Source organism: Pseudomonas sp. B707 (assembly GCF_022496685.1).
Lineage (GTDB): Bacteria > Pseudomonadota > Gammaproteobacteria > Pseudomonadales > Pseudomonadaceae > Aquipseudomonas > Aquipseudomonas paraglycinae.
In genome coordinates this window covers 39172-55917 of sequence record NZ_WTVE01000008.1, presented here as the reverse complement: position 1 = coordinate 55917, position 16746 = coordinate 39172, and the positions used below count along the sequence as shown (strand labels likewise).

Below are 16746 nucleotides of genomic sequence, written 5' to 3'. Positions count from 1 at the left end.
CCCTACGACGCAGATTCAATGCGTCAAATCACTGACCGTCAATGCCCGTTCGCGCTCGCGGGGCCAATGCGAGCGCTACGGACGACCCAGTCGGATCAGACGAGCCATCCTGGCTCGCTTCAAATAACGCCATGGCCTCGACATGTGCCGTCTGAGGAAACATATCGAGAATCCCGGCACGTTTTAACCGGTAGCCCTGCTTGATCAATTCGACCGTATCGCGCGCCAGAGTTGCAGGGTTGCACGACACGTACACCAACCGTTTGGCGCCCAGGGTCGCCAGCTTGCGCACCACCTCGAAAGCACCGTCGCGCGGTGGGTCCAAGAGTACCGCAGAAAAGCCGTTTCCGATCCACTGGGCATCGGTCAAAGGCTGGGATAAATCGGCCTGAAAAAACTTTGTGTTATGCAAATTGTTGCTAGCGGCATTGGCCGCCGCGCGATCGACCATGGTCTGCACGCCTTCGACCGCCACCACTTCACGCGCGGCTTTCGCCAGCGGCAGGGCGAAGTTGCCCAGACCGCAAAACAGGTCGAGCACGCGCTCATCGCTCGTCGTTTTCAACCAGTCCAGCGCTTGCGCCACCATGGCCTCGTTGACCCCGGCATTGACCTGAATGAAATCCCCCGGCCGGTAGGCCAGTTGCAGATCCCATTGTTCCAGGCGATAGCCGAGCGACAGTGCATCATCCACCGGCTGCGGCTCGCCTTCGCCATGCAGCCAGAGTTGCGCTTCATGGAACGCGCAGAAATCCTTGAGGATCGTCAGGTCAGCCTCGGACAGCGGCGCCATGTGACGCAGCAGAACGGCGAGTGACGAGCCACTGAACAATTCGACATGCCCCAGCGCCTGAGGTTTGCTCAAGCGACGAAGCATCTCCGGCAAGCGGGTCATGATCGGCTGCAAGGGCTGTACCAGCACCGGGCATTCGCTGATCGCGACGATGTCCTGACTGCCGGCGGCACGGAAACCGACTTCAAGCTTTTTGGCCTTGCTGTCCCAGCGTACGGCGATCCGGGCGCGGCGACGGTAGCCGAATTCTGGACCGGTCAACGGCGCCGCCCACTCCTCGGGTTCGGCACCGGCAACTCGCGACAACTGCTCGGCGAGCATGCGCTGTTTCAGGGCAAGCTGTTCGTTGTGGGGCAGATGCTGAACGCTGCAACCGCCGCAACGGCCGGCGTGCTGGCAAGGTGCGGAACGGCGCAATTCACTGGCGGTGAATACGCGCTCGGTGCGCGCCTCGACCACTTTGCCGTGGGCACCAAGCACCCGCGCTTCGACCTCTTCACCCGCGAGGGCGCCGAGGACGAACCAGGTTTTGCCTTCAAAAAACGCGATGCCGCGACCGTCATTGGCCAGGCGCTCGATGCTCAAACGCTGCTTTTTGCCGGTCGGGATTTGCGGGGCCTTGCTGCCGCCGGTGGGCTGGAAGCGCAGGCCTCTCTCGTGCTTGGCCATCAGTTGGGCGCGTCGAAAATGCCGGTCGACAGGTAACGGTCGCCACGGTCGCAGATGATCGCAACGATCACCGCGTTTTCAACTTCTTTGGACAGGCGCAGCATCGCTGCCACCGCACCGCCCGAGGACACGCCACAGAAGATGCCTTCTTCGCGGGCCAGACGACGAGTGACGTCTTCGGCTTCACTTTGCGCCATGTCGACGATGCGGTCGACACGCTCGGCCTGATAGATCTTCGGCAGGTATTCCTGCGGCCAGCGGCGGATGCCGGGAATGGCCGAGCCTTCCATCGGTTGCAGGCCGACGATCTGCACGTTGTCGTTCTGCTCCTTGAGGTAGCGCGACACGCCCATGATGGTGCCGGTGGTGCCCATGGAGCTGACGAAATGGGTGATGGAGCCCTGGGTCTGACGCCAGATTTCCGGGCCGGTGGTGGTGTAGTGCGCTTCAGGATTGTCGCCGTTGGCGAACTGATCCAGCACCTTGCCACGGCCTTCGGCTTCCATCCGCTGGGCGAGATCGCGAGCGCCTTCCATGCCCTCTTCCTGGCTGACCAGAATCAGCTGCGCGCCGTACGCGGTCATCGCCGCTTTACGCTCGGCGCTGGAGTTGTCCGGCATGATCAGGATCATCTTGTAACCCTTGATCGCGGCGGCCATCGCCAGGGCGATCCCGGTGTTGCCCGAGGTCGCTTCGATCAGCGTATCGCCTTCGTGGATCTGCCCGCGCAACTCGGCACGGGTGATCATCGACAGCGCCGGACGATCCTTGACCGAACCCGCCGGGTTGTTCCCTTCGAGCTTGAGCAAAAGGGTGTTGCTGGTGACACCGGGCAGGCGCTGCAAACGCACCAGCGGCGTGTTGCCGACGCAATCGGCGATGGTTGGGTACTGCAAGGTCATGGCGTTTTTCGCAATCCGGACAGCGGGGGCGCCTATCATACCGGCAAACCTGCGCAGGCCATATCACGCAAAGTGTGGTGCTTATGGTTTCTTGGAATAAGCAATAAAAGTCGCGCCAGTGGTGCGACTTTTTAAAAGAGTGTCAGCAGTGCTGACACTTTCCTGTGCCGCTCACACAATCCGCGGGCGGCTCATGTCCACAGTCGGAGCTGGCTTGCCAGCGATGGCGTCGGGAGCGACAGCACTGTCATCCGCCACCAACCGCAGATTCAGTCGCAATCCCGACGGGCCGTTCTCGGCCCACAGGGTTCCGCCCTGGCGTTGCACCGCGTTCCTCGCGATGCTCAGTCCCAGACCAAATCCACCGTCCCCCGGCCGCGAGCCGTCGAGGCGAATGAAGGGCGAGAAGATCCGTTCCAGATCCGCCTCGTCCACGCCGCCGCCCTCGTCCTCCAGCCACAGGTGCCAGTAATCGCCATCTCGCCGACCATCGAGCCGCACGATGCCTCCCGGTGGCGAATGGCGAATCGCATTGCGCAGGATGTTTTCCAGAGCCTGGGCCAGGGTGTTGAGATTGCCGCGCACCCAGCAGGAAGCTTCAACCCCGCACTGCAACTGCCTGATCGGGCAGCAACTTTCGTAGCAGGCGTTTTCGGTGAGCATTTCCCATAGCGCCTGAATCTGAATCGCTTCGTCCGGCAACGGTGCGCGTTCGGTGTCGAGCCAGGCCAGTTGCAGGGTGTCTTCCACCAACCGCTGCATCACGTCGACTTCGCGACCGATGCGCTCGCGCAACGGTTGCAGTTGCTGCTCGCTTTCGCTGGCGACCCGCAACCGGCTCAGAGGCGTACGCAGTTCGTGGGACAAATCGCGCAGCAGCTGCTGTTGCAGGGCGACGGTGGATTGCAGGCGTTCGGACATCGAGTCGAAGGCGCGGGCCAGTTCACCGAGCTCATCGGGGCGCTGGGTGATGCCGCTCGACAACCGCACATTCAATTGATCGGCGCGCCAGGCATTGGCCTGCTCGCGAAGATTGTTCAGCGGCACCACCAGCAGGCGATACAGGCCGACGCACAGCAGCAAGGTGAACAGACCGGGAATCACACCGTTGGTGATGACGCGCCAGAACACCCGGTATTTCCCCGGCAGGAATCGCTCGGGCAACTCGATCACCAGACTGCCGGCAGTCGGGTCAGTGGGGAACGGGACCCGCAGCCACGGCCGGCCCTTTTTGTGAATCGGCCAGTCAAGGCCTCGCAGGAAAGTCAGGTGCTGAAGCTCTTGAGTGCTCAACGGCTGGCTGCCCAGCGACTGCAGATTGCCACCGATCACGCCGACCCAACCGGCCTCACGCAATTCCATGCTTTGCAACCAGCTATCGATGCCATCGCGCTCGCCCTGCTGCCAGGCGCGTTCGGCCTCGGCGGCATAACGGCTCAGCGTGCGGCGGGCGTCGTCGGAGAGGAACTGGTTGCGCTGTTCCATGTACCGGCCCCAGGACCAGCTCAGCCAGATCATCAGCAGACAGAACGCCACCAGCAGGCAGGCGAGTTTCCAGAACAGCGAGTGCCGGCCCGGCAGGTCAGACACTTTCATCGACGGCACTCAGGACGTAACCCTTGCCCCACACCGTGCGCACTTCACGCTCGGTGTAGCCGACCGACTTGAGTTTGCGGCGGATCTGGCTGATGTGCATGTCGAGGCTGCGGTCGTGGGCGGCATAACCACGCTGAAGAACATGCTGATAAAGGAAGGCCTTGCTCAGCACTTCCTCGTCGTTGCGGTTGAGGGTTTCCAGCAGGCGGTATTCGCTGCGGGTCAGGCCGGTGGGTTGATCGCGGTAGAACACGTCGCACTGCTCATCGTCGAAACGCAGCCCGCCCGCCGGCACCACCGGGGCGATGGCCGCCGGACGACGGTCGAGGGCGACCCGGCGCAGGATCGCTTCGATCCGCACATGCAGCTCGGCCATGCTGAAGGGCTTGGGCAAATAGTCGTCTGCGCCGAGGCGAAACCCGCTGATACGGTCGGCTTCGGCACCGAGGGCTGACATCAGCAGCACCGGCGTGGAATGGCTCTGACGCAGTTGGGTCAGGACGTTCAGACCGTCCAGCCCCGGCAACAGAATGTCCATCAGCACCACATCGAACGGCTGGCGCCGGGCAATGCTCAGGCCTTCGCTGCCGTTCTGGCACCAGGTGACCTGGAAGCCGCTGCGACCCAGTTGTTCATGGACATAGGCACCGAGGACGGGATCGTCTTCGATGGAAAGAATGCGGGGTTGGCCAATAGAGACAGGAGTCATGACTATCTGCAAATAATTCTCAGTTGGGCGATTATTCAAGATTGCCCGGCGCCCGGCAACCCAAGCTTGACCTGTCGGACAGATGACCGGCCTGCGAGTGAACCACCACGACATCATTTTTCCCAAGATTGCCCGCAAGCAAATCGCTACACTGCGCCGATACCGCGTGCCGGACGCACGTGTGAGTCAACGATCAGCGGGATGCAGGAGAAAGGCGTGCTCAAGAAACTGGGAATCAAAGGTCGCGTATTGTTGCTGACCCTGTTGCCGACCAGCCTGATGGCACTGGTGCTGGGCGGGTATTTCACCTGGACGCAGCAGTCCGACCTGCAAACCCAACTGATGCAGCGCGGCGAAATGATCGCCGAACAACTGGCTCCGCTGGTAGCACCGGCCATGGGCCACGGCGATGCCGAACTGCTCGAGCGCATCGCCACCCAGTCTCTCGAACAACCGGACGTGCGCGCCGTGACCTTCCTCGCGCCCGACCGCTCGCCACTCGCCCACGCCGGCCCGACCATGCTCAATCAGGCGCCCAGCGGCGACAGCGCGCATTTGCTGCGACGCAGCGGCAACGACGCCACGCGCTATCTGCTGCCGGTTTTCGGTAAACACCGCAACCTCGCCGGCGAACTGATCCCGCAAGAGTCCGACCGCCTGCTCGGCTGGGTCGAACTGGAGCTGTCGCACAACGGCATGCTGTTGCGCGGCTATCGAAGCCTGTTCGCCAGCCTGCTGCTGATCGGCGCGGGTCTGGCCGGCGCCGCCTTGCTGGCCTTGCGCATGGGCCGCACGATCAACCGCCCGCTGAGCCAGATCAAACAGGCCGTCGCGCAGCTCAAGGACGGTCACCTGGAAACCCGTCTGCCGCCATTGGGCAGTCAGGAGCTGGATGAACTGGCGTCCGGCATCAACCGCATGGCCGGCACCCTGCAAAACGCCCGCGAAGAATTGCAGCACAGCGTCGATCAGGCCACCGAAGACGTGCGCCAGAACCTGGAAACCATCGAGATCCAGAACATCGAGCTGGACCTGGCCCGCAAGGAAGCGCTGGAAGCGAGCCGGATCAAATCCGAATTCCTCGCCAACATGAGTCACGAGATCCGCACACCGCTCAACGGCATTCTCGGTTTCACCCACCTGTTGCAGAAAAGCGAGCTGACCCCGCGCCAGCTCGACTACCTGGGCACCATCGAAAAGTCCGCCGACAGCCTGCTGGGGATCATCAACGAGATCCTCGATTTCTCGAAGATCGAGGCTGGCAAACTGGTGCTCGACCATATCCCGTTCAACCTGCGCGACCTGTTGCAGGACACCCTGACCATCCTCGCCCCCGCTGCTCACGCCAAGCAGCTGGAACTGGTGAGTCTGGTGTACCGCGACACGCCGTTGTCGCTGGTCGGCGATCCGCTGCGGCTCAAGCAGATCCTGACAAATCTGGTGAGCAATGCGATCAAGTTCACCCGCGAAGGCACCATCGTCGCCCGCGCCATGCTCGAAGAAGAAAACGACGACAGCGTGCAGTTGCGCATCAGCATTCAGGACACCGGCATCGGTTTGTCGAACGAGGACGTGCGCGCGTTGTTTCAGGCGTTCAGCCAGGCGGACAACTCGCTGTCGCGCCAGCCCGGCGGCACCGGTTTGGGGCTGGTGATTTCCAAGCGCCTGATCGAGCAGATGGGCGGCGAGATCGGCGTCGACAGCACGCCGGGCGAAGGTTCGGAATTCTGGATCAGCCTGAACCTGCCCAAGACCCGCGACGACGCCGAAGACCTGCCTTGCGCGCCACTGCTCGGGCGCCGGGTGGCGGTGCTGGAAAACCATGAACTGGCGCGTCAGGCCCTGCAGCATCAACTGGAAGATTGCGGCCTCGATGTCACGCCGTTCAATACCCTGGAAAGCCTGACCAATGGCGTTACCGGCGCCCATCAAACCGATCAGGCCATTGATCTGGCGGTGCTCGGCATCACCAGTAACGACATGCCGCCGGAGCGCCTCAACCAGCACATCTGGGACCTTGAGCACCTTGGTTGCCGAGTGCTGGTGTTGTGCCCGACCACCGAACTGACGCTGTATCACCTTTCGGTGCCCAACCCTCACAGTCAGTTGCAATCGAAACCCGCCTGCACCCGCAAACTGCGCCGGGCCTTGTCGGACATGGTCAACCCGCGCCAGCCGCGCAGCGAACCGGGCGAACCGTTGTCGAGCCGCGCGCCGAAAGTGCTGTGCGTCGACGACAACCCGGCCAACCTCTTGCTGGTGCAGACACTGCTCGAAGACATGGGCGCCAAGGTGCTGGCCGTGGAAAGCGGTTACGCCGCGGTCAAGGCGGTGCAGAACGAAACCTTCGATCTGGTGCTGATGGACGTGCAGATGCCCGGCATGGACGGACGCCAGAGCACCGAAACCATCCGCCAGTGGGAAAGCGAGCGGCATTGCACGCCGCTGCCGATCGTCGCCCTCACCGCCCACGCCATGGCCAATGAAAAACGCGCGCTGCTGCAAAGCGGCATGGACGACTACCTGACCAAGCCGATCAGCGAGCGGCAACTGGCGCAAGTCGTGCTGAAGTGGACGGGCCTGGCGTTGCGCAATCAGGCGCCGGACCGTGGCGGCGAAAGCCTGCTGGGCAATCAGGAACTGCCGATACTCGATCACGAAGAAGGTTTGCGCCTGGCCGCCGGCAAGGCGGATCTGGCGGCAGACATGCTGGCGATGCTGCTGGCCTCGCTCGAGGCCGATCGCGAAGCCATTCGCACCGCCCGCGACAGTCAGGATCAGAACGGTCTGCTGGAACGGGTGCACCGCCTGCATGGTGCCACCCGTTACTGCGGCGTGCCGCAATTGCGCGCCGCCTGCCAGCGCAGCGAAACCCTGCTCAAGCAGCAGGATCCCAAAGCCTCGACCGCGCTGGACGAGCTGGAGCGGGCGATCAATCGTCTGGCGGCCCAGGCGAAGATCAGCGCCTGATCCACGGCAATGCCGGTCAACGCCGACGCAGCTAAAGTTGTCGCGGGTGATTTGCGCCCGCGTCGATGCTCCAGGAGGATTTCATGCGCACGATCGTTTTCAGCAGCCAGACCTACGACCGCGACAGTTTCCTCGCCGCCGACTGCCCGGCCGGGATCGAACTGCACTTCCAGCCAGCCCGGCTCAGTCTCGATACCGCAGCGCTGGCCGAACATCACGAAGTAGTCTGCGCGTTCATCAACGATGACCTCAGCGCCCCGGTGCTGGAGCGTCTGGCCGCGGGCGGCACTCGCCTGATCGCCTTGCGTTCGGCCGGCTACAACCATGTGGATCTGGCCGTCGCCAAACGTCTGGGGCTGGCCGTCGTGCGCGTACCGGCCTACTCGCCCCATGCGGTGGCCGAACATGCGGTGGCGTTGATCCTCGCCCTCAACCGGCGCTTGCATCGCGCCTACAACCGCACCCGCGAAGGTGATTTCAGCCTGCACGGGCTCACCGGTTTCGATCTGGTGGGCAAAACCGTCGGCATCGTCGGCACCGGACAGATCGGCGCGACCTTCGCGAAGATCATGCACGGCTTCGGCTGCGAACTGCTGGCCTACGACCCTTATCCGAACCCTGCCGTCGAAGCGATGGGCGCTCGCTACCTGAGCCTGCCGGACCTGCTGGCGCAAGCACGGATCATCAGCCTGCACTGCCCGCTCAACGAACAGAGCAAACACCTGATCAACCGCGATTCGCTGGCGCACATGCAACCGGGGGCGATGCTGATCAACACCGGGCGCGGCGGTCTGGTGGACACGCCGGCGCTGATCGACGCCCTGAAGGACGGCCAACTCGGTTATCTGGGACTGGATGTGTATGAAGAGGAGGCGCAGCTGTTCTTCGAGGATCGCTCCGACCTGCCGCTACAAGATGACGTGCTGGCGCGGCTGCTGACCTTCCCGAATGTGATTGTCACCGCGCATCAGGCATTCCTGACCCATGAGGCGCTGGGCGCGATTGCCGCGACCACCTTGCACAACATTGCGACCTGGGCGGCGGGTACGCCGCAGAACCAGGTCGAAGGCTGAGCGATCGGACTCAGACCGGGGGCGGCGTCGGGGTAATCGCCACGCACAGGATCAACAGCGCCAGCCAGCCGAACCCCAGCAAACGTTGCTTGAGGGAGTGGCCGCTGCGCAGCAGGAACCAGACAAACACCAGCGGCATCAGAAACGCCATGATTTTCAGCCAGCCTTCCACCGGGCGCGAACCGTCCGGGTTCAACACCGGTTCGACAGGCTGCGAACGACGGCGTCGCCCCGCCGCGGCCGGCATGATCTTCGGCCGCTCGGGGGCCGGCGGCGGAACGAAGGCCTCGGGCACTGCCTTGTTACGCGGCAGGCTGCCAAAGGAAATCGTCGACGCGCCCTTTTCGGCGTGAGGAGCCTGTGCATCTGCCAGTGGAGCCCCGCAATGAATGCACGCCGTGGCTTCCGAGCTGATGCTCCGCTTGCATTCATAACATTCGATCAGCGCCATGTTCCGTTCCTTGAAAATGAAGGCGGCAGTTTGCCACGACTGCGGTGTCGATTTGAACCGGATCGAAGGTCGCACGCGCGCATCATTCTGCAATCAAGCCCGTGCTAGCATGTCGCGCATATTTGGAGGACCCATGGTCGAACACGATTTCCGCTACACCCTGATGAACCCGCAACACACCCTCACCGAATGCCGCGCCCTGGTTCCGGGCCGTTATCAGGTCACCGGCAACGGTGGCTCGATCCGCATCGGCGACGTGCTGGTCGTGACCCTCAAAGGCAGCAAGGACTTGTCCATGCGCCTGACCGTCGACACCGTCCGCCACCTGATCAACCCGCCGGGTCAATGGACTGCCATGACCACCGGCCCGGTGTTCGGTGAACTGGCGATCCACACCTGGCAGGTCAACTGCGACAGCTGCGCCAAGGAGCTGAGCTTCGAATTCGCCGTGGACGCCAAGCTCGGCAAACCTGCGGAAAAACCGGCCGCCACGGCACGTATTGCGGAGCTGGGCTGGAAAGCCGTCGGCGACAAGCACCTGTGCCCGAAATGCCAGGAGCCGGCGTGATGAAACACCTGGCCCTGACCGCCGTTGTCGGCGCCGGCCTGATGGGTTGCGCCGCGGAACCTGTGCAACTGCAACAGAACCGCAGCTACATTCTGGAATGGATCGGCGAGCGTCCGCTGATGGACTACAGCCACCTGACCGTGACCCTCGGCGATGATGGCCGGGCGTACGGTAATGGCGGCTGCAACCACTGGTTCGCGCCGTACACTCTGGAAGGCGACAAGCTGAGCTTCGGCAAGATCGGCAAGACCCGCAAACTGTGTGCCCCGGCGCTGATGGAGCAGGAGCAACGCTTCCTCCAGGCCCTGGAGCACGTGGAGCGCTGGGACATCTCGCCGATCGAGCAGATGCGCTTCTGGCCGGCTGAAGGCAAGCCGTTGCGCTGGTGGCTGGAAGAAGGCTGATCCTTTAGATCGCCAAGCCCCTCACCCTAACCCTCCCGAAACGTCGGACCGCCCAAAGGGAGAGGGGACTGATTGGGGGATATTGGAGAGATACGCCGACCTGAAAGACCTTCACCGAATCCATAACCAACCGGATTCCACTCTGACGAATCTTCAGTCGACCTGATCTTCCAGGTCGATGGAAATCGCCAGACACCTCGGTCGGCCCCCTCTCCCTCCGGGAGAGGGCTGGGGTGAGGGATGCTTTTTAGCGGCAACTCAATTTGTAGCCTGCAACGCCTCAAGCTTCGCCATCACCCCCGCCGCCGTCTGCTCGCCCATCAACTGTTCCCGCACCTTGCCCTTGTTGTCGATGATGTAAGTCACCGGCAAGGCTTCACTGCGCGGCAGTTCGAACAATTCCGCCGGGTCCTGCGCCAGCACGGTGAACTTGATGCCCAGCTTCTCGCTGGCGCTCTTCAGCTCTTCACCCTGCACGTTGTCGAAATTGACCCCGAACACGCCGATCTTCTTGCCCTTGAGTTCGTCCGCCAGGTGATTGAGTTCCGGGATTTCCGTGCGGCACGGGCCGCACCATTCGGCCCAGTAATTGAGCACGACCCATTGTTTGTCGAGGCGCTCGGACGCCACTTTCTGCCCGTTCTGGTCGATGCCGTAGTCGTTACCGCAGCCCCCCAGCATCAACGCCCCGATGATCGTCAATGCCGCTGCCAGTGCCCGTGTCATGTCGTGTTCCTTGTGAAAAATTGAATGCGCCTGCGACCCATCGCCTCCCACGGTTCTGGATTGCGCGCTGCACAGTTAGAATAGCCGCCACTCTACGCAAGAAGCGACCCGCCCATGACCGATCTGACGCTTTATCACAACCCGCGCTGCTCGAAATCCCGCGGTGCGCTCGAACTGCTCGAAGCCCGTGGCCTGACGCCAAACGTGGTGCGCTACCTCGAAACCCCGCTGGACGCCGCGCAGATCAAGGCGCTGCTCGGCAAGCTGGGAATCAGCGCACGGCAACTGCTGCGCACCGGCGAAGACGAATACAAGACCCTGAACCTGGCCGATGCCAGTCTCACCGAGAAACAATTGATTGAAGCGATCGCGGCCCATCCGAAGTTAATGGAGCGACCGATTCTCGAAGCCGGCGACAAAGCCGTCATCGGCCGTCCACCGGAGCAGATCCTGGAGCTGCTGCCGTGAGTGCGCCGTACATTCTGGTTCTGTATTACAGCCGCAGCGGCTCGACCAACGAGATGGCCCGGCAGATTGCCCGTGGCGTCGAGCAGGCCGGTCTCGAAGCGCGCCTGCGCACCGTGCCGGCGATCTCCACCGAGTGCGAAGCCGTGGCACCGGACATTCCGGATGAAGGCGCGCTGTACGCCACTTTGGATGACCTGAAGAACTGCGCCGGCCTGGCCCTCGGCAGCCCGACCCGTTTCGGAAACATGGCCGCGCCGCTCAAGTACTTCCTCGACGGCACCAGCAACCTGTGGCTGACCGGCGCACTGGTCGGCAAGCCGGCCGGAGTGTTCACGTCCACCGCCAGCCTGCACGGCGGTCAGGAAACCACCCTGCTGTCGATGATGCTGCCGCTGCTGCACCACGGCATGCTGATCACCGGCCTGCCTTACAGCGAATCGGCGCTGCTGGAAACCCAGGGCGGCGGCACGCCTTACGGCGCCAGCCATCACGCCGGGGCCGACGGTAAAAGTGGTCTCGATCAGCACGAAGTGGCGCTGTGCCGCGCCCTCGGCGCACGTCTGGCCAAGACGGCCCAGAAACTGGGGAACTGAGATGGCCAGAAAGCCGAAAGTCCTGCCCGCCGTCGAGTGGCTGGAGCCACGGGTGCGGGCGATGCGGGTGATCAGTCTGCTGTGCTTTTTCGGCCTGGCCGGATTGCTCGCCGCTTATTACCTGGTGTTCGCCGACCTGCACGGCGCGCGGCCGTGGGTGATTCTGCTGATCGAGCTGATCCCGTGGATCGTCCTCGCACCGGGGATGATCATGGGCAGCGCACGCGGGCATTCGTGGATGTGCTTTGTGGTGAATCTATATTTCATCAAAGGCGCGCTGGCGGCGTATGACCCGAGCCGGCAGCTGTTCGGCGTGCTGGAGATGATCGCCAGTCTGGCGGTGTTCTGCTCGGCGCTGTTGTATGTGCGGTGGCGGTATCAGCTGAATCGCAAACTGGCGGGCGAAGGCGAAGTCTCCGTCGCCTGACTGCTCGCCAGATCGCCGAGCTAACCGAGTTCACCGAGTCTGCCGGGATCGTTCCCACGCTCTGCGTGGGAACGATCGCTTTGAACTCAATGATTGACGGTGTAAGCCAGCATCATCGAGATCTGACTCATCGGCCGTCCACCGCTCTCTTCATGCCACTGGTTGAATGCGTTCTGCACCGTCGCCAGATCCCGCAGGCTGCTCGGCACCTTGTCGACGATCTTCTGTGCATTCAGCGCCGCGACCACGTCGTAGCTCGGCACGAAGGTGTCCTTGCCAACCATCCGCAAAAACCGAGGCGCCGACAGCCCGCCCAATTGATGGCCGTGCTTTTTCAGGTAGGTCCACAAACCGACGATGTCGGTCACCGGCCAGTCCGCGAGCAACGCACCGAAGCTGCCCTTCTCTTTCTCGACGTCCAGAATGAACTGCGCATTGCGCGGCACGCTCTTGAGCTTGCCCAGGTGACGGATGATCCGCGCATCCTGCATCAGTCGCTCAAGGTGTTCGGCGCTCATCAGCACGACCTTTTCCGGGTCGAACTTGAAGAACACTTCTTCGAAGGCCGGCCACTTGGCGTCCACCAGACTGTGCTTGAGCCCGGCACGAAACACCCGCAGGGCCATGGTCGAGAGATAACGGTCGTCGCTGATCTTGCGCAGTTGCGCCGGGGTCTTGGGAACGGGCAGATGGGCTTCCAGTTCAGCCGCCGAACCGAAGCGGTTCAGACAGTATTCGTGCAGCCACTTGTAGTCGCGCATGCCCTCTCCTAAAAAATGAATTGAAAACGGCGCCCGCGAGCGCCGTTTCTTTCGAGCGATCAGATCACTTACAGGTTCACCACATTGACGAAACGCGAAGCCGCCGTCTCGTCGATCTTCAGGCTGGTGAAATCAAACAGGTTACGGTCAGCCAACTGCGACGGGATCACGTTCTGCAGGCTGCGGAAAATGCTTTCGGTGCGGCCCGGGGTCTTGCGTTCCCAGTCCACCAGCATTTCCTTGACCACCTGGCGTTGCAGGTTTTCCTGGGAACCGCAGAGGTTGCACGGAATGATCGGGAATTGCTTGAAGTCCGAGTAGGCCTGGATGTCTTTCTCGTTGCAGTAGGCCAGCGGACGGATCACCACGTTGCGGCCGTCGTCGGCGCGCAGCTTCGGCGGCATGGCCTTGAGGCTGCCGTTGAAGAACATGTTGAGGAAGAACGTCTCGACGATGTCGTCGCGGTGATGACCGAGGGCCATTTTGGTCGCGCCGATTTCGTCGGCGAAGGTGTACAGCGTGCCGCGACGCAGGCGCGAGCACAGCGAGCAGGTGGTCTTGCCTTCCGGGATCAGCTCCTTGACCACCGAGTAGGTGTCCTTCTCGACGATGTGGTACTCGATGCCCAGCTCTTTCAGGTAGGCCGGCAGCACGTGCTCGGGGAAACCCGGCTGCTTCTGGTCCATGTTCACGGCGACGATCTCGAACTTGATCGGTGCAACCTTCTGCAGGTGCATCAGCACGTCGAGCATGGTGTAGCTGTCCTTGCCCCCGGACAGGCAGACCATGACTTTGTCGCCGTCTTCGATCATGTTGAAGTCGGTGACGGCTTCGCCGGCCAGGCGGCGCAGGCGCTTTTGCAGTTTGTTCTGGTTGACCGTAAGAGTGCCCATGACGCGAAATCCGTGAGGTGTGACGAAAGGCGGGCATTTTACGCAAAAACACTTGGCTTGTGGCCACAGGTTGTCGCCCCCTCGAGTGCCTGCTTCCACAGACCCCGACGCGATTACCCCGAGGTTTTACAGCGCGATTTGCTCTAAGCCCCTATCACCTGTGCGGTTAAGACCTTTCTATACTGCGACATAAGGTCGCACACAATCTGAAGACCTGTATTTGCTCGGCCGCATTGGCCCGTAGGCGCTCCGCTGGGGGGCGATGGCAATAACGAGAGGAGTGACTGGCATGATCCATCACGTAGTGGGACTTTTTACCCACCCCGATCAGGAATGGAAGGAAATCCGTGGCGACCAGGAAGAAAGCATCAGCCACATGTACCTGACGCACACGCTGATTCTGGCGGCGATCCCCGCTGTTTCGGCATTTATCGGCACGACTCAGGTCGGCTGGGTGATCGGCAACCGCGCACCGGTGATGCTCACCGTCGAAAGCGCGTTGTGGATGACGATCATGTCTTACCTGGCAATGCTCGGCGGAGTCGCGGTCATGGGTGCCTTCGTGCACTGGATGGCCCGCACCTATGACGCCAACCCGAGCCTGGCCCGTTGCGTGGCATTTGCCACCTACACCGCGACACCGTTGTTCGTCGGCGGGCTGGCGGCGCTCTATCCACACATGTGGCTGGGGATGATCGTCGGCACGGCGGCCATCTGCTACACGGTTTACCTGTTGTATGTGGGGCTGCCGACCTTCATGAACATTCCGTCCGACGAGGGTTTCCTGTTTTCCAGCTCGGTGCTGGCGGTGGGTCTGGTGGTGCTGGTCGCCATCATGGCGTTTACCGTGATTGTCTGGGGTCTGGGCGTGGGGCCTGTCTACACCAATTAACGACCGGTTCCTCCCGAGAAGAACAAGATCCGCCAACACAGGCCGCCGCAAGGCGGCCTTCTCATGCCTGGAATGAACGTCGCGACCATTCGGCAGTTTGGCGATACGCAACGCCGAAAGGTTGCGGCATACTCCAAATCTCTGGAGATCCATCAAGCATGCCCGAGCAACTCAATACCCGCGTCGAAGACTGTTTCCAACTCGCTGAATCCTTTTTCAAACGTCCCTTCAAACGCCCCGTGGTGAGCCTCAAGCTGCGCGGGCAAAAAGCCGGGGTCGCGCATCTGCACGAGAACCTGCTGCGCTTCAATCCGCAGCTGTACCGGGAAAACACCGAACATTTCCTCAAGCAGACCGTGGCCCACGAAGTCGCGCACCTGATCGCCCATCAACTGTTCGGCGACCGCATCCAGCCCCACGGCGAGGAGTGGCAACTGATCATGCGCGGCGTTTACGAATTGCCGCCGGACCGCTGCCATACCTATGAAGTCAAACGCCGCAGCGTGACCCGCTACATCTATAAATGCCCGTGTGCCGATAGCGATTTTCCGTTTTCGGCGCAGCGCCATAGCCTGGTCAGGCAGGGTCGGCGCTATCTGTGCCGGCGCTGTCGCAACACATTGGTGTTCAGTGGCGAGATGCGGGTCGAGTAACCCACGAGCTACGCGATGACTTTCGCGGCGCGTAATTCGGCAATCCGCTCAGGACTCAACCCCAACTCCGTCAACACCTGATCTGTATGCTGCCCCAGCGCTGCCCCCACATGCCGCGGCGCCGGCAACGCCTCGGAAAACTTCAGCGGACAGGCGATCTGCGCCTGCACCGTGCCATCACCGCGGGGCACCTGGGTCACCAGTTCCCGCGCCTGCAATTGCGGATGCTGCACCGCCTCGCCCAGGTTCAACACCGGCTCGACGCAGGCATCGATCCCGGCGAACAGCTCGCACAGTTCGGCAAAGTCATGCTTCTCGAACTCGACCTTCAAGGCGTCCTTGAGCGCCCGCTGCTGCTCGGGTTTGGGCGACAAGCCCTGCGCCGCCAGTTCCGGCCGGCCCAGCGCCGCACACAGTTGCTGCATGAAGGCCGGTTCCAGACTGCCCACCGACATCCAGCGCCCGTCGCGGGAGCGGTAGTAATCGTAGAAGCTGCCGCCATTGAGCATCTGATCCTCCCAGCCCGGCTCCTCGCCGCAGGCCAGATACCCGGCACCGGCCATGGCGTTCAGGCTGAACGCGCAATCGGTCATGCTCACATCCAGATGGGTGCCCTGCCCGGTCTGCTGGCGGGAAATCACCGCCGCCAACAAGCCGATCACCCCGTGCAGCGAGCCGCCGGCGACATCCGCCACCTGCATGCCCAGCGGCAACGGCCCGCTGTCGGCGCGGCCGGTGTAGCTGGAGAGCCCGGCCAGCGCCAAATAGTTGATGTCGTGGCCGGCGCGATCCTTGTACGGTCCGGTCTGGCCGTAACCGGTGATCGACACATAAATCAGCTTCGGATTGATCGCCTTCAGCGCCTCGTAACCCAGCCCCAGCCGCTCCATCACACCGGGGCGAAACTGTTCCAGCACGATGTCGTAATTCACCAGCAACTGCTTCACCAGCTCCAACGCCTCGGGCTGCTTGAGGTCCAGCGCCAGGCTGCGCTTGTTGCGGTTGAGATAAGCGTGACTGGCCGAGACGCCGTGATCGTGAGGCGGCAACACCCGCACCAGGTCGAGGCGGGTCGGCGATTCGATGCGCAGCACTTCGGCGCCCATATCCGCCAGCAGCAGCGAGGCAAACGGCCCCGGCAGCAGGGTCGAGAAATCCAGAATCTTCAGTGAGGCCAGCGGTGCAGACATGGGCAATC

The 16746-nt window shown here is 62.3% G+C and carries 18 protein-coding genes; 9 read left to right on the top strand and 9 right to left on the bottom strand.

The window, feature by feature from the left end:
* Nucleotides 1-28: 28 nt before the first annotated feature.
* The 4 genes from rlmD to GQX66_RS02720 form a co-directional block, all read right to left on the bottom strand.
* Nucleotides 29-1462 carry a 23S rRNA (uracil(1939)-C(5))-methyltransferase RlmD gene (gene rlmD / locus GQX66_RS02735; protein WP_240866098.1) on the bottom strand — a complete coding sequence of 478 codons (1434 nt, stop codon included), beginning with the start codon at nt 1460-1462 and terminating at the stop codon, nt 29-31.
* Nucleotides 1462-2364 (bottom strand): cysteine synthase CysM, encoded by a 903-nt coding sequence (cysM, locus tag GQX66_RS02730; RefSeq protein ID WP_102688136.1) that lies wholly within the window; start codon nt 2362-2364, stop codon nt 1462-1464. The genes rlmD and cysM overlap by 1 nt, the downstream gene beginning before the upstream one ends.
* A gap of 171 nt (nt 2365-2535) precedes the next feature.
* Nucleotides 2536-3960 (bottom strand): sensor histidine kinase, encoded by a 1425-nt coding sequence (locus GQX66_RS02725; protein WP_240866093.1) that lies wholly within the window; start codon nt 3958-3960, stop codon nt 2536-2538.
* Nucleotides 3947-4669, bottom strand: coding sequence for a response regulator transcription factor (locus GQX66_RS02720; protein ID WP_240866091.1), 723 nt, complete (start codon nt 4667-4669; stop codon nt 3947-3949). Before GQX66_RS02720 ends, GQX66_RS02725 begins: the two co-directional genes overlap by 14 nt.
* A gap of 216 nt (nt 4670-4885) precedes the next feature.
* Between GQX66_RS02720 and GQX66_RS02715 the strand changes: the two genes are divergently transcribed.
* Nucleotides 4886-7639, top strand: coding sequence for a response regulator (locus GQX66_RS02715; protein ID WP_240866088.1), 2754 nt, complete (start codon nt 4886-4888; stop codon nt 7637-7639).
* Between the two features lie 83 nt (nt 7640-7722).
* Complete coding sequence (locus tag GQX66_RS02710; protein ID WP_240866085.1) at nt 7723-8712, top strand: 2-hydroxyacid dehydrogenase; 990 nt, start codon at nt 7723-7725, stop codon at nt 8710-8712.
* 10 nt (nt 8713-8722) lie between these two features.
* Here GQX66_RS02710 and GQX66_RS02705 read toward each other — a convergent pair whose 3' ends face one another.
* Complete coding sequence (locus GQX66_RS02705; protein WP_085607393.1) at nt 8723-9163, bottom strand: hypothetical protein; 441 nt, start codon at nt 9161-9163, stop codon at nt 8723-8725.
* 133 nt (nt 9164-9296) lie between these two features.
* Here GQX66_RS02705 and GQX66_RS02700 point away from each other — a divergent pair, with 133 nt between their 5' ends.
* Both GQX66_RS02700 and GQX66_RS02695 read left to right on the top strand, forming a co-directional pair.
* On the top strand, nt 9297-9731 hold the full coding sequence (locus tag GQX66_RS02700) for a hypothetical protein (protein WP_007957770.1): 435 nt from the start codon (nt 9297-9299) through the stop codon (nt 9729-9731).
* Complete coding sequence (locus GQX66_RS02695; protein ID WP_039772881.1) at nt 9731-10135, top strand: META domain-containing protein; 405 nt, start codon at nt 9731-9733, stop codon at nt 10133-10135. Before GQX66_RS02700 ends, GQX66_RS02695 begins: the two co-directional genes overlap by 1 nt.
* Before the next feature lie 258 nt (nt 10136-10393).
* Here GQX66_RS02695 and GQX66_RS02690 read toward each other — a convergent pair whose 3' ends face one another.
* Nucleotides 10394-10861, bottom strand: a complete 468-nt coding sequence (locus GQX66_RS02690; protein ID WP_102688139.1) for a TlpA disulfide reductase family protein — start codon at nt 10859-10861, stop codon at nt 10394-10396.
* 114 nt (nt 10862-10975) lie between these two features.
* Here GQX66_RS02690 and arsC point away from each other — a divergent pair, with 114 nt between their 5' ends.
* Genes arsC through GQX66_RS02675 form a run of 3 tightly spaced genes read left to right on the top strand, consistent with a single transcriptional unit; the run spans nt 10976 to nt 12349 of the window.
* Nucleotides 10976-11329: an arsenate reductase (glutaredoxin) gene (gene arsC, locus GQX66_RS02685; RefSeq protein ID WP_011335489.1), complete on the top strand. Its 354-nt coding sequence runs from the start codon at nt 10976-10978 to the stop codon at nt 11327-11329.
* Complete coding sequence (gene wrbA / locus GQX66_RS02680) at nt 11326-11922, top strand: NAD(P)H:quinone oxidoreductase (protein WP_007957765.1); 597 nt, start codon at nt 11326-11328, stop codon at nt 11920-11922. The genes arsC and wrbA overlap by 4 nt, the downstream gene beginning before the upstream one ends.
* Before the next feature lies 1 nt (nt 11923).
* Complete coding sequence (locus GQX66_RS02675) at nt 11924-12349, top strand: DUF2069 domain-containing protein (protein WP_011335491.1); 426 nt, start codon at nt 11924-11926, stop codon at nt 12347-12349.
* 86 nt (nt 12350-12435) lie between these two features.
* On the opposite strand, the gene GQX66_RS02670 is transcribed toward GQX66_RS02675, so the two are convergent.
* Nucleotides 12436-13110 carry a DNA-3-methyladenine glycosylase I gene (locus tag GQX66_RS02670; protein WP_085683575.1) on the bottom strand — a complete coding sequence of 225 codons (675 nt, stop codon included), beginning with the start codon at nt 13108-13110 and terminating at the stop codon, nt 12436-12438.
* Between the two features lie 68 nt (nt 13111-13178).
* A complete protein-coding gene (gene ttcA, locus GQX66_RS02665) occupies nt 13179-14003 on the bottom strand; it encodes a tRNA 2-thiocytidine(32) synthetase TtcA (RefSeq protein WP_064598661.1) in 825 nt (274 codons plus the stop codon).
* A gap of 289 nt (nt 14004-14292) precedes the next feature.
* Here ttcA and GQX66_RS02660 point away from each other — a divergent pair, with 289 nt between their 5' ends.
* Together GQX66_RS02660 and GQX66_RS02655 are read left to right on the top strand one after the other, a co-directional pair.
* Nucleotides 14293-14895 (top strand): Yip1 family protein, encoded by a 603-nt coding sequence (locus tag GQX66_RS02660; protein ID WP_007957761.1) that lies wholly within the window; start codon nt 14293-14295, stop codon nt 14893-14895.
* 158 nt (nt 14896-15053) lie between these two features.
* Entirely contained in the window at nt 15054-15548 is a 495-nt protein-coding gene (locus tag GQX66_RS02655; protein WP_007957760.1) for a SprT family zinc-dependent metalloprotease, read from the top strand.
* A gap of 8 nt (nt 15549-15556) precedes the next feature.
* On the opposite strand, the gene GQX66_RS02650 is transcribed toward GQX66_RS02655, so the two are convergent.
* Nucleotides 15557-16738, bottom strand: coding sequence for a CaiB/BaiF CoA-transferase family protein (locus GQX66_RS02650; RefSeq protein ID WP_102688143.1), 1182 nt, complete (start codon nt 16736-16738; stop codon nt 15557-15559).
* Nucleotides 16739-16746: the final 8 nt, after the last annotated feature.

What these genes read in the sequence shown, in the direction of transcription:
- rlmD (WP_240866098.1), bottom strand. Translation starts at nt 1,462, where the DNA reads ATGGCCAAGCACGAGAGAGGCCTGCGCTTCCAGCCCACCGGCGGCAGC.
- cysM (WP_102688136.1), bottom strand. Translation starts at nt 2,364, where the DNA reads ATGACCTTGCAGTACCCAACCATCGCCGATTGCGTCGGCAACACGCCG.
- GQX66_RS02725 (WP_240866093.1), bottom strand. Translation starts at nt 3,960, where the DNA reads ATGAAAGTGTCTGACCTGCCGGGCCGGCACTCGCTGTTCTGGAAACTC.
- GQX66_RS02720 (WP_240866091.1), bottom strand. Translation starts at nt 4,669, where the DNA reads ATGACTCCTGTCTCTATTGGCCAACCCCGCATTCTTTCCATCGAAGAC.
- GQX66_RS02710 (WP_240866085.1), top strand. Translation starts at nt 7,723, where the DNA reads ATGCGCACGATCGTTTTCAGCAGCCAGACCTACGACCGCGACAGTTTC.
- GQX66_RS02705 (WP_085607393.1), bottom strand. Translation starts at nt 9,163, where the DNA reads ATGGCGCTGATCGAATGTTATGAATGCAAGCGGAGCATCAGCTCGGAA.
- GQX66_RS02700 (WP_007957770.1), top strand. Translation starts at nt 9,297, where the DNA reads ATGGTCGAACACGATTTCCGCTACACCCTGATGAACCCGCAACACACC.
- GQX66_RS02695 (WP_039772881.1), top strand. Translation starts at nt 9,731, where the DNA reads ATGAAACACCTGGCCCTGACCGCCGTTGTCGGCGCCGGCCTGATGGGT.
- GQX66_RS02690 (WP_102688139.1), bottom strand. Translation starts at nt 10,861, where the DNA reads ATGACACGGGCACTGGCAGCGGCATTGACGATCATCGGGGCGTTGATG.
- arsC (WP_011335489.1), top strand. Translation starts at nt 10,976, where the DNA reads ATGACCGATCTGACGCTTTATCACAACCCGCGCTGCTCGAAATCCCGC.
- GQX66_RS02675 (WP_011335491.1), top strand. Translation starts at nt 11,924, where the DNA reads ATGGCCAGAAAGCCGAAAGTCCTGCCCGCCGTCGAGTGGCTGGAGCCA.
- GQX66_RS02670 (WP_085683575.1), bottom strand. Translation starts at nt 13,110, where the DNA reads ATGCGCGACTACAAGTGGCTGCACGAATACTGTCTGAACCGCTTCGGT.
- ttcA (WP_064598661.1), bottom strand. Translation starts at nt 14,003, where the DNA reads ATGGGCACTCTTACGGTCAACCAGAACAAACTGCAAAAGCGCCTGCGC.
- GQX66_RS02660 (WP_007957761.1), top strand. Translation starts at nt 14,293, where the DNA reads ATGATCCATCACGTAGTGGGACTTTTTACCCACCCCGATCAGGAATGG.
- GQX66_RS02655 (WP_007957760.1), top strand. Translation starts at nt 15,054, where the DNA reads ATGCCCGAGCAACTCAATACCCGCGTCGAAGACTGTTTCCAACTCGCT.
- GQX66_RS02650 (WP_102688143.1), bottom strand. Translation starts at nt 16,738, where the DNA reads ATGTCTGCACCGCTGGCCTCACTGAAGATTCTGGATTTCTCGACCCTG.